Origin of the sequence: Pseudomonas sp. ICMP22404 (assembly GCF_006227205.1) — a bacterium.
In the GTDB taxonomy this organism is placed as follows: Bacteria; Pseudomonadota; Gammaproteobacteria; order Pseudomonadales; family Pseudomonadaceae; genus Aquipseudomonas.
Genome location: NZ_VCNG01000003.1, coordinates 519,499 through 531,720, shown reverse-complemented (window position 1 = coordinate 531,720; position 12,222 = coordinate 519,499). Strand labels below are relative to the sequence as shown.

Genomic DNA, 12,222 nt, shown 5'->3' with positions numbered 1-12,222 from the left:
CGGGGCGATCAAGGAAGCCGTGGTGCTGGCTCGCGAAGACGTGCCGGGGGCCAAGCGCCTGGTGGCGTATTTCACCGTGCACGGTGACGAGCACCGCGTCGAGATCGAAAGTCTGCGAACTCAGTTGCAAGGGCAACTGCCGGAATACATGGTGCCGGCAGCCTATGTGCAACTTGAGGCATTGCCGCTGACGCCGAATGGCAAGCTGGATCGCAAGGCGTTGCCGGCGCCGGACCTGTCGTCGGTCATTACCCGTGACTACGAAGCGCCGCAGGGTGCTGTGGAAACGACACTGGCACAGCTGTGGGCCGAGTTGCTCAAGGTCGAAAAGGTGGGACGTCATGACCATTTCTTCGAATTGGGTGGGCACTCGTTGTTGGCGGTCACGTTGATCGAGCGCATGCGCCAGGCCGGCTTGAGCGCCGATGTGCGCGTGCTGTTCGGCCAGCCGACCCTGGCCGCGTTGGCGGCAGCCGTGGGCGGCGCGACGGAAATCGTGGTGCCGGACAACGGCATCGTGCCGGGTTGTGAGCGGATCACCCCGCAGATGTTGCCGCTCGCCGACCTGACCCAGCAGGAAATCGACGCCATCGTCGCCGGCGTGCCCGGTGGCGTGAGCAATGTCCAGGACATCTACGCCCTGGCGCCGTTGCAGGAAGGGATTCTGTATCACCACCTGGTTTCGCCGCAGGGCGATCTCTATGTGCAGCAAGCCATGTTCAACCTCGATGACCGTGCCCGGCTGGATGCGTTCGTGAACGCGCTGCAGGGCGTGATCGACCGCCACGATATCCTGCGCACGGCCGTGCTCTGGGACGGCTTGCGCGAGCCGGTGCAGGTGGTGCTGCGGGAAGCGTCACTGGCGGTGCAGACCTGTACGGTCGAGCCGGGTCAGGACGTGATGGCTCAGCTTCGTGAGCGTTTCGACCCTCGGCACTATCGGCTCGATGTGCGCCAGGCACCCATGATGCGGCTTGCCTGTGCCTATGACGACGAGCACCAGCGCTGGGTCGCGCTGCTGCTGTTTCATCACATTGCACTCGATCACACCGCGCTGGAGGTGATCCAGCACGATATGCAAGCGTACTTGCTCGGGCAACAGGCACAGTTGGGCGATGCCGTGCCGTATCGCAACTACGTGGCCCAGGCCCGGCTTGGCGTGACGCAAAGCGCCCACGAGGCATTCTTCAGGGACATGCTCGCGGATATCCAGGAGCCGACCCTGCCATTCGGCCTGCAGGATGTGCAGGGCGACAGCCATGTCATCGAACAGGCCCGGTTGGGCGTGGACGACAGTTTGAATCGTCGTCTGCGGACACAATCGCGTCTGCTTGGCGTCAGCGCGGCGAGCCTGCATCACCTGGCCTGGGCGCGGGTGGTGGGCGCTGTGTCCGGGCGCGAAGACGTGGTGTTCGGTACCGTACTGATGGGCCGGATGCAGGGCGGTGAGGGGGCCGATCGGGCGCTGGGGTTGTTCATCAACACCTTGCCGCTGCGGGTTGACGTCGGCGTCGACGGGGCACGGGCAGGCGTCAAGACGACGCATGCGCGTCTCACCGCGCTGCTGGGACACGAATATGCGTCGCTGGCGCTGGCACAGCGTTGCAGCGGTGTTGCTACGTCGACGCCATTGTTCAGTGCACTGCTAAATTACCGGCACACTGCAACGCAGGTCACCCAGGAGGCCCAGTCGGCCTGGAACGGGATCGAGGGGCTCGGCGGTGAGGAGTGGAGCAACTATCCACTGTCGCTGAACATCGACGATCTCGGCGAGGGCTTCGTGCTGACCGCCCTGGCGGAATCGCGCATCGGGGCAGAACGCATCTGCGGCTATATGCACACGGCGCTGGAAAGCCTGGTCGATGCGCTTGAGCACACGCCCGAGGTACCTTTGCGTGAGCTGGCGATATTGCCGGCGGCGGAGCGCCGGCAACTGCTGGTCGACTTCAATGCGACGGACTCGGTCTATCCCCGCGAAGAGACGGTCCACAGCCTGTTCGAAGCCCAGGTCAGGGCCCGGCCCGACGGGATTGCACTCCAGCATGGGGCGCAGCGACTCACCTACCGGGAACTGCACGAGCAAGCCAGTCACCTGGCGCATTGCTTGCTTGAACGGGGCGTCCAGCCAGGGTCGCGGGTCGCGATCATGCTGAACCGTTCGTTCGAGCTCATCATCAGCGAACTGGCGATCCTCAAGTGCGCCGCTGTCTATGTACCGCTGGACCACCATGCGCCGGAGGAGCGGCAGCGCTTCATGTTGCAAGACAGTGCCGCGGTGCTGGTGTTGACGACCAGTGACAGGGTCTTGCCGGAAGACATGCCGCGATTGGACCTGGACACACTGCAATTGATCCAGGCTGCACGGCCGGCGGTATTCCCCACTCAAACCAGCGATACACCGGCGTACATCATGTACACCTCGGGCTCCACGGGCCACCCGAAAGGGGTGATCGTGCCGCACCTGGCCATAGGCCGATTGGCGATCAATAACGGCTACACGGACTTCGGTGTACAGGATCGCGTGGCGTTCGCCTCGAACCCGGCGTTCGACGCCAGTACGATGGAAGTGTGGGGGGCGTTGCTCAACGGCGGGCGCCTCGTGATCATCGATCACGAAACCTTGCTCAGCCCGACGCAATTCGCCCAGGCGCTGACAGAGGCCGAGGTGTCGGTGCTGTTCCTCACCACCGCCATGTTCAATCAATACCTGATGTTGATTCCGGATGCCCTGGCAGGCCTGCGGATTCTGCTGTGCGGTGGCGAGCGCGGTGATCCGGCTTCCTTCCGGCGGCTGTTGGCCCATGCTCCTTCGCTGCGGCTGGTGCATTGCTATGGTCCCACCGAGACCACCACCTTTGCGACGACCCATGCGGTCACTGCCGTGCCCCATGGCGCAACGAGTGTCCCGATCGGCCGTCCTATTGCCAACACCCGGGTGTATATCCTCGATGCCGCGCGCCAACCGGTACCTGTGGGTGTCGCGGGGGAGATCCATATCGGTGGTGTCGGGGTAGCCCTCGGTTACCTGAACCGGCCGGACCTGACCGAGGAACGCTTCATTGCCGATCCGTTCAGCGATTCGGGCAGCGCGCGTCTGTACCGCAGTGGCGATCTTGGCCGCTGGCTGCCCGACGGCACCATCGAATACCTGGATCGCAATGACGGTCAGGTCAAAATACGTGGCTTCCGTATTGAGCTCGGTGAGATCGAGGCCCGTTTGCACGAGTGCCATGGGGTGCGCGAGGCCCTGGTGGTTGCGCGTGAAGACAGTCCGGGCGACAAGCGCCTGATCGCGTATTACACCGAGCACGAGAACGGTGGGGGCCTCGATGCAGACGTCCTGCGTGCCCAACTGCGCTCCGTGCTGCCGGAATACATGATCCCGGCGGCCTATGTGAGATTGACGGCGTTGCCGCTGACACTGAACGGCAAGGTCAACACCGGGGCGTTGCCGGTACCGGAACTGCACGCTTATGGGAGCCAGGGCTACGAGGCGCCGCAAGGCGACCTGGAAGTCACGCTGGCAGGCTTGTGGGCCGACGTCCTGAAGCTGGAGCAGGTCGGTCGTCACGACAACTTCTTTGAACTGGGCGGTCATTCATTGCTGGCGATCCGGCTGGTCGGGTTGTTGGCTCAGGCCAACCTGACCGTCTCGCTGGCCGAGCTGTTCCAGCACGAAAGCGTGGCGTCGATGGCAGCGATGTTGCAGGCCCGCACCGAGGAGGTCCAGGTCAAGGAGGCCATCGTACCGGTGCGCACCACCGGCCAGCAGAATCCGCTGTTCCTGGTGCACGAGTTCAGTGGCCTGGACCTGTACTTCCCGATGCTGGGCAAGCACATCGACCCGGATATCCCGGTGTATGGCCTGCCTGCCGTCGAGTGGGGCGAGCCGCAGTTGCAGACGATGGAATGCATGGCCTCGCGGCTGGTGGGGATCATTCGCTCGGTACAGCCAGAAGGGCCTTATCGTCTGGCCGGCTGGTCGTTTGGTGGTGTGCTGGCCTACGAGACCGCGATCCAACTGATCGGCCTGGACGAGAAGGTCGAGTTCGTCGGCCTGATCGACAGCTACTTGCCTCGGCTGGTGGATCAGGGCCGGTCGCGCTGGGCGTTGGACGAAGCCCACAAGCTGCATCTGCTGGACCGCTGCGATGTGTTCTGGAGGGCTGCGTTGCCTGGCGAAGAAGTACTTGCAGCGATCCTGGAGAAACTGGTCGATCTGCAAGGACAGTTGGATCGATTCGATTTCGACGGCCTGGTGCAGCATTGCCGCGATGAGGCGGTGCTGCCTGCCGAGCTGGCCGTCTACAGTGCCGAGCAGCTCTGGCAGTACCTCGATCGCGAAGTGGCCCACGGTCATGCGTTGGCCCATTACATGGTGTACCCGATTTCCGTACCGGTGCATCTGCTGGTGGCCGAAGAGCGCAAGGACGACGCTCCCGAGCACGCAGGCTACCTGGGTTGGGACGCTGTCCTGCCGACGTCGCAGCTACATTGCGTCAAGGTTCCGGGTAACCACCAGAGCATGATGCAGATGCCCCATGTCCAGGCGTTGGGCCAGGCCATCAGCGCTGCACTCCACACCGTCGCATCGCGTCCGGTGCCCTCAGCGAAGAGCGGTTACCAGCCGCTGCTGACGATCCAGGGCGGGCGCGCCGACCGGGCACCGATCTTCTGCGTACCGGGTGCCGGCGACAGCGTCACCGGTTTCATCGGCCTGACCGACGCCTTCGGCCCGGACTGGCCTATCCATGGGTTGCAACATCGGGGGCTGGACGGCAGCACAGAGCCTTTCAGCCTGGTGGAAACCGCCGCCCAGGCGTACCTCGAAGCCATCGACAAGGTGCAACCGGAGGGGCCGGTGCATCTGCTGGGGCATTCCTTCGGTGGCTGGATTGTCTTCGAGATGGCGGCTCGCCTGCACGCTCGTGGCCGCAAGGTGGCCTCGTTGACGTTGATCGACAGCGAATCGCCAGGCGGCAACGGCGTGGTGGGCAGGCCTTATACCGGGACTGGCGTGCTGAACCGGTTGATCGAGGCGATGCAACTGGCCTCGGGCAAATCCCTCGGTATCGATGCCACGGTGTTCGGTGCCCAGGACGATACGGCGCAGATGCGCTTGTTGCATGCCGGCATGGTCCGCGCCGGCATGTTGCCACAGCGTTCGGCGGTGGATTCGATGCGTGGTCCGGCGCGGGCCTTCGGTACGGCCCTGCGTACGGTTTATCAACCGCAACATCAATACACCGGGCCGGTGCGACTGGTGCTGGCGAATGATCCGACCCTGGATACCGCCGGCAACAAGCGCGAGCAACAGCAAATGATCGAAGGGTGGCGCAAGCATGTACCGGACCTGAGCATCTGGTACGGGCCGGGCAACCACTTCACGATTCTCAAGGCACCACACGTACATAACCTGGCTGCCTGGTGGCAGGACGGCCTTCCCATGCTCGATGAGGAGGAGGCCAGTGACTACGTCTAGCCGTCCTTCCTTCGGGCGCACCCATGGAACCCGGCGCTACGTTGGCCGGGCCTGAACTCAACGCACTCATGGTTATTTATGGAAAAGTCGAAGTTTCGAAAAATCGCTGTCGTGCTTGTCCTGGTCGCGGTGACCGGCCTGGTTTTCTATAGCGCTCAATCGCCGGGCAAACCGCCGGAGTACCTGACCGCCACGGTCGAGCGCACAGACATCGAGAACGCCGTGCTGGCCACCGGGACGCTCCAGGGCGTCAAGCAGGTCGACGTCGGTGCCCAGGTGTCCGGGCAACTGAAGTCGCTCAAGGTCAAGCTGGGCGACAAGGTGAAGAAGGGCCAGTGGCTGGCGGAAATCGACCCGCTGCTGGCGCAGAACGCCTTGCGCCAGGCCCAGGTCAACGAAGAAAACCTGAAGGCGAAGCGGCAAGCCACCGCGGCACAACTCAAGGACGCGAAAGCCACTTACGATCGCTATAAGGTGCTGCAACCGGACGACGCGATTTCCAAGCAGGAATACGAGACCGCCGAATCGAACTACAAGGTGGAGGCTGCCAACCTGCTGTCACTCGACGCACAGATCAAGGACGCGCAGATCCAGGTGGAAACGGCCCGGGTCAACCTGGCCTATACCCACATCGTCGCGCCCATCGACGGTTACGTCGTGGGGATCGTGACCCAGGAAGGCCAGACCGTGATCGCCGAGCAACTGGCGCCCGTGCTGCTGAAGCTGGCCGACCTGGACACCATGACCGTCAAGGCCCAGGTGTCCGAGGCCGATGTGATTCATATCGTGCCCGGGCAAGAGGTGTATTTCACCATTCTCGGTGAAGCGGAAAAACGCTATTACGCCACGCTGCGCGGCACTGAACCGGCACCGCAGAACTTCCTCGAGACCCAGAACGCCGGGACGCCCAAGCAGAACACCGCGGTGTTCTACAACAGCCTGTTCGACGTGCCGAACCCCGATCATCGCCTGCGTATCTCGATGACCGCCCAGGTCCGCATTGTCCTGGACAAGGCCAAGGCGGTGCTGACGGTTCCGGTCGCGGCCCTGGGCCCGAGAAACCAGGATGGCAGCTACGTGGTCCGTGTCCTGGACGCCGAAGGCAAGGCCCAGCCGCGTAACGTCCAGACGGGGATCAATAACAACGTCAGGGCTGAAATCAAGGACGGCCTGGCTGAAGGCGACAAGGTCGTCATCGGCGAGCCTACCCCAGCCGTGGCGGGAGCCTGACCATGACGCGACCACTGTTGGAACTCGAAGGGATCACCCGTAGCTTTCAAGCGGGCGAAAAGGCGTTCATCGCGCTCAAGGACATCAACCTGACGATCAATGCCGGGGAAATCGTGGCGATCACGGGGGCGTCCGGCTCCGGCAAATCCACCCTGATGAATGTGCTCGGCTGCCTCGATCATCCGAGTTCCGGCAGCTATAAAGTGAATGGGCGCGAAACCGGCTCGATGGACGATCATGAGCTGGCGGAGCTGCGTCGCGATCACTTCGGTTTCATCTTCCAGCGTTATCATTTGCTGCCCCACCTGAGTGCCTTGCACAACGTCGAGATGCCGGCCATCTATGCCGGTGCCGCCGAGTCGCAACGGCACAACCGTGCCGGGGAGTTGCTGGGGCGCCTGGGGTTGACCGGGCACCTGGCCAATCGACCCAGCCAGCTTTCCGGCGGGCAGCAACAGCGGGTGAGTATCGCCCGGGCCTTGATGAACGGCGGCGAAATCATTCTCGCCGACGAACCCACCGGGGCACTGGATACCGCCAGCGGCAAGGAAGTGATGAAGATCCTGCTGGAACTCAACGCGGCGGGGCACACGGTGATCATCGTGACCCACGATGAGAAAGTGGCGGCCTACGCCCAACGCATCATCGAGATCCGCGACGGCGAGATCGTCAGCGATCGGGCCAATCCGCAGCGGTCCATGGAAGACCAGCCGCCACAAGGCACCCCACCGGCCAAGGTCAAGCCGTCGAACCGGCTGCTCGCCAGCTTCGGGCTGTTCAGCGAAGCGTTCAACATGGCATGGGTGGCGCTGATCTCGCACCGGATGCGGACGTTGTTGACGATGCTGGGCATCATCATCGGTATCACGTCGGTGGTGTCGATCGTGGCCATCGGCGAAGGGGTCAAGCAATATGTCCTCAAGGATATCGAGGCGATCGGCAGCAATACCATCGAGATCATGCCCGGGGCCGACTGGGGCGACAGCCGCTCGACGGCCATCGAAACCCTGGTGCTCTCCGACGTCACGGCGCTGGCCGACCTGTACTACATCGACAGCGCCACCCCCAACCTTGGGCGCAACCTGTTGTTGCGGTACCAGAACATCGATGTCAATGCGACCGTCAACGGTGTGAGCGAGAGTTACTTCCAGGTCCGCGGGATCAAGATCGGCTCAGGCGTAGCGTTCAACAAGGACGACTCCCGGCGGCAGTCGCAAGTGGTGGTGATCGACCATAACACCAGCCAGCGACTGTTCGGCTCGCACACGGACCCGCTGGGCAAGGTGATCCTCGTCGACAACCTGCCTTGCACCGTCATCGGCGTGACCGAGGATCGCAAGAGCGTCTTCAATACCAGCAAGAACCTGAACATCTGGATGCCCTATGAAACGGCGGCGGGGCGCTTGCTGGGCCAGCGTTTCCTGGACAGCGTCACGGTCCGGATCAAGGACGGGCAGCCGAGCAAGCTGGTGGAAGACAACGTGGTCAAGCTGCTGACGCAGCGCCATGGCACCAAGGACTTCTTCACCTACAACCTCGACAGCGTGATGCAGACGGTGCAGAAGACCAGCCAGTCGCTGGCCCTGCTGCTTTCGCTCATCGCGGTCATCTCATTGGTGGTGGGGGGGATCGGCGTGATGAACATCATGCTGGTGTCGGTGACTGAGCGAACCCGTGAAATTGGTATCCGCATGGCGGTGGGGGCGCGTCAGTCCGATATACGCCAGCAGTTCCTGGTGGAAGCGGTGATGGTCTGCCTGCTCGGAGGGACGATTGGCATTGGCTTGTCGTTCAGCATCGGCTACGTCTTTTCGATCTTCGTCAAGGAATGGCAGATGGTGTTTTCGATGGGATCGATCATCACCGCGGTCGTTTGCTCGACACTCATCGGCATCGTGTTCGGTTTCGTACCTGCACGCAATGCGGCGCGGCTTGACCCGATCAATGCCCTGGCGCGTGATTGAGGTATTCGGGGCCAGCACCGCTGTCCTTTGTGGGAGCGAGCCTGCTCGCGATAGCAGTAGTGCATCAGCCTCTATGTTGGCTGAGCCGACGCCATCGCGAGCAGGCTCGCTCCCACAGTTATGATTGGGGTTGTTGCGGATATCACGGTCGGCACAGATCAAGTGTGGGAGCGAGCCTGCTCGCGATAGCGGTGGGTCAGCTTGCACTGATGTTGGATATGCCGCCGCCATCGCGAGCAGGCTCGCTCCCACAGTGTGATGGGTGTTGTTGCGGATATCACGGTCGGCACAGATCAAGTGTGGGAGCGAGCCTGCTCGCGATAGCGGTGGGTCAGCTTGCACTGATGTTGGATATGCCGCTGCCTTCGCGAGCAAGCCCGCTCCCACAGAGGGAGCGGGTGTCAGCGTGCTCCAAGGGGTAGTCTTTCAGACCGTGTCGCGCGCCACCTGGGGGCGTGTTTCGACGACCTTTCCGATTGACTGTTCAAACCGGTCCAGGACCATGTCGACTTCACCCTCGGTGATGGTCAGGGGCGGCAGGAATCTGAGGACCGCGCCGTGGCGTCCTCCGGTTTCCATCATCAAGCCATTGTCGAAGCACTTGAGCTTGATGGCGTGTGCCAGGGCGCCGTCCGCCTGGCCGGCGCGTTGGGTGGTGGTCGGTTGGGTGATTTCCACGCCGATCATCAAGCCGCGACCACGGATGTCACCGATGAAGGGAAACCGCCGCGCGATCTCCTGGAGACCGTTCTCCAGCCGCTTGCCCATCCGGGCGGCATTCGCGACGAGGTTGTCTTTCCTGATCTGGCGCATGGTCGCAGCCCCGGCGACCATCGCCACCTGATTGCCACGAAACGTCCCTGCATGCATTCCCGGGCCCCAGGTATCCAGGTGTTCGGCATAGACCACGACCGCCAGGGGATAGCCGCCACCGATGGCTTTTGACAGCACCAGGATGTCCGGCACGATACCCGCGTGCTCGATGGCAAAGGTGCTGCCGGTACGGCCCAGGCCGGTCTGGACTTCGTCGACGATCAACAGGATGTCCTGCTCCAGGGTGATTTCCCGCAGCGCCCGCAGCCAGTTGGCCGAGGCCGGGATACAGCCGCCTTCGCCTTGCACCACCTCGACGATCACCGCCGCCGGCTTGGCAACGCCTCCCTCAGGGTCCGACAGCACGGTGCGGATATAGTCGATGGACAACTGATCGGTGTGTGCGCCATCGGTACCGAAGGGGCAGCGGAATCGATAGGGGAACGGCAGGAAGTGCGTGCCCTGGGCGATAAGGCCGTCACCGGTTTTCGGCGACAGCTTGCCCATCGCCGACAGGGCCCCGGCGGTCATTCCGTGATACCCGCCGTGAAAAGCCATCAACGGAGAGCGCCGGGTGTAATGGCGTGCCAGCTTGATGGCGGCCTCGACCGCATCCGAGCCGCTGGGCCCGCAGAACAGGATCTTGCTGGTCTCGCGCATGTTCGCCGGCAGCATCGAAAACAGCTCTTGCACGAAGGCATGCTTGGCCGGTGTCGCCAGGTCGAGGGCCTGCTGCAGATGATCGCTGGCGAGAAACGCCATCACGGCGTCGCGGACTTCCGGCGGATTGTGCCCCAAGGCCAGGGTTCCGGCGTTCGACAGGCAATCGAGAAATTCCTGGCCGCTGGCGTCCTTGATCCGCATCCCCTTGCCGCTGACAAATAGCCGCTGGAAAGTCTGCGCATAGGTTCGCGCATTCGACTCGATATTTTCGAGGTAACTGAGTGCTTCCATGTTCGATCATCCGTTGGCTATGGAAAGGGAGGCGGGCGCAGGACATCCGCAGGTTCTGCGCAAGACCCTGTGGGAGCGAGCCTGCTCGCGATAGCGGTAGGGCCGTCGCATCGAGGGTGCATGTACCGCCGCTATCGCGAGCACGCTCGCTCCCACAGGGGGTGGTATTCGCAAGTCCGGGCCATTTCAGCAGGCCTCTGAATTTATCGCGAGCTTTCTGGCCGGCACCTGTCCCCGTTTCCCACGCCAGACACAAAACCGGCTCCAGGGTTAAATAACCGAATCAAATCTGCCGCATCCCCGAACGGTTCGTTCACTTTTGCCAGGCCTCCAAAAAACCTATGCATGCCTTCAAGCCCCGGGAAAACCTACTGCTGGCGACTCTGTGTGCGACGCTGCTGAGTGGCTGCGTATTGGGCCCGGATTATCGGGTGCCGGCCGTCCCGGTTGCGACCCAGTGGCAGGCCCCCTTGCCCCATGGCGCGTCGGTGGCTGCCTTGGCTGACTGGTGGCAGCAGTTCGACGACCCGGCATTGGCCGAGCTGCTGCGCCTGGCCGAAGCCGACAGCCCGTCGATGGATCAGGCATGGGCCAATATCGCGCTGGCACGGGCGACCGCAGACAGCGATGCGGCCGATGCCATGCCCAGGGTCGATGGCCGGTTATCCAAAGGTCGTGGCGGCCAACAGACGGGGACCCAGCGCCTGGGTGGTTCAGGTGCTTCCGCCGAGCTGGACGCGGCATGGGAGATCGACCTGTTCGGCAAGCTGCGGCGCAATAACGAAGCGGCCCGTTCGCGGGTCGAGGCGCGGGTGGATGACTGGCATGACGCTCGGGTCTCACTGGCGGCACAGGTGGGCGACTACTACGTGCAATACCGTGGCTGCCAGAAACTGGTGCTGGCCTACAGGGATCAGGCTCAGTCGCAACAGGACACGGCGCGCATCACCCGTCAGTCGTTCAGTGCCGGCTTCACGTCGTCCGCCGACGCCGCCCTGGCCGATGCCAGTGCCGCCAGCAGCGCGGCGGCTTTGGTCCAGCAGCAAAGCGAATGCGAGGTGTTGCTCAAGAGCCTGGTGGCGCTGACCGGGGGCGATGAAGAGCGGCTGATCGGCGTGCTCGGCAAGACCCCGGCGCAACTGCCGGAACCCGCCGGACTCAACGTGCTGCAGATTCCTGCCGACATGCTGCGCCAACGCCCGGATGTAGCCTCCAGCGAACGAGAGCTGGCGGCGGCAAATGCCGAGATCGGCGTGGCCCAGGCCGACCGGCTGCCGAGCCTGAGCCTGTCCGGCACCTTTTCGGTCGGCAACACGGTGGGGCAGCACAACCGTTCCTGGTCGCTGGGCCCGGTGTTGTCGGTCCCACTGCTAGACGGTGGAAAACGTCGCGCGGCGGTGGACGGTGCCAGGGCTTCTTACGACGCGGCCCTCGCGGTTTATCGCCAGACGCTGCGCACCAGTGTCATGGAAGTCGAACAGGCGCTGGTACGCCTCGATGCGGCGCGGCGACGGGAGTCCGATGTCGAGCGTTCCACCGCCGGCTTTCGTGAGTCGTTCGAGGCCATCGACCGCAATTGGCAGGCTGGCAGCGTCAGTCTGCTCGACCGCGAAACTGCGCGCCGCCAGGCGCTGACTGCGGAAATCGAATTGATCACCTTGCAACAGGATCAGGTTCGCTACTGGATCGCCCTGTACAAAGCTCTGGGCGGCGGATGGCAAGCCAGTCAGCCCCTGGCTCGGCACCCGACATCGAATGGAGAAGGCGTGTGAGGCCGAC

Annotated in this window: 5 protein-coding genes; 4 read left to right on the top strand and 1 reads right to left on the bottom strand. The window is 63.2% G+C overall.

Going from position 1 to position 12,222, the window contains the following annotated elements:
- From FGE05_RS08250 to FGE05_RS08240, 3 genes are all read left to right on the top strand, one after another.
- Nucleotides 1-5,482, top strand: a 5,482-nt coding sequence (locus FGE05_RS08250; protein WP_139643636.1) for a non-ribosomal peptide synthetase, incomplete at its 5' end; no start/stop codon positions are given.
- Nucleotides 5,483-5,560: 78 nt separating this feature from the next.
- Nucleotides 5,561-6,712 (top strand): macrolide transporter subunit MacA, encoded by a 1,152-nt coding sequence (gene macA / locus FGE05_RS08245; protein ID WP_139643634.1) that lies wholly within the window; start codon nucleotides 5,561-5,563, stop codon nucleotides 6,710-6,712.
- 2 nt (nucleotides 6,713-6,714) lie between these two features.
- Nucleotides 6,715-8,676 (top strand): MacB family efflux pump subunit, encoded by a 1,962-nt coding sequence (locus FGE05_RS08240; protein ID WP_139643630.1) that lies wholly within the window; start codon nucleotides 6,715-6,717, stop codon nucleotides 8,674-8,676.
- A 426-nt stretch (nucleotides 8,677-9,102) separates the two neighbouring features.
- Here the strand turns inward: FGE05_RS08240 and FGE05_RS08230 are convergent, their stop codons facing one another.
- Nucleotides 9,103-10,443 carry a diaminobutyrate--2-oxoglutarate transaminase family protein gene (locus tag FGE05_RS08230; RefSeq protein ID WP_139643624.1) on the bottom strand — a complete coding sequence of 447 codons (1,341 nt, stop codon included), beginning with the start codon at nucleotides 10,441-10,443 and terminating at the stop codon, nucleotides 9,103-9,105.
- 341 nt (nucleotides 10,444-10,784) lie between these two features.
- On the opposite strand from FGE05_RS08230, the gene FGE05_RS08225 reads away from it, so the two are divergent.
- Nucleotides 10,785-12,215, top strand: a complete 1,431-nt coding sequence (locus FGE05_RS08225) for an efflux transporter outer membrane subunit (protein WP_139643622.1) — start codon at nucleotides 10,785-10,787, stop codon at nucleotides 12,213-12,215.
- Nucleotides 12,216-12,222: the final 7 nt, after the last annotated feature.

Coding starts and splice junctions, on each gene's coding strand:
- FGE05_RS08240 (WP_139643630.1), top strand. CDS start 6,715: ATGACGCGACCACTGTTGGAACTCGAAGGGATCACCCGTAGCTTTCAA.
- FGE05_RS08230 (WP_139643624.1), bottom strand. CDS start 10,443: ATGGAAGCACTCAGTTACCTCGAAAATATCGAGTCGAATGCGCGAACC.
- macA (WP_139643634.1), top strand. CDS start 5,561: ATGGAAAAGTCGAAGTTTCGAAAAATCGCTGTCGTGCTTGTCCTGGTC.
- FGE05_RS08225 (WP_139643622.1), top strand. CDS start 10,785: ATGCATGCCTTCAAGCCCCGGGAAAACCTACTGCTGGCGACTCTGTGT.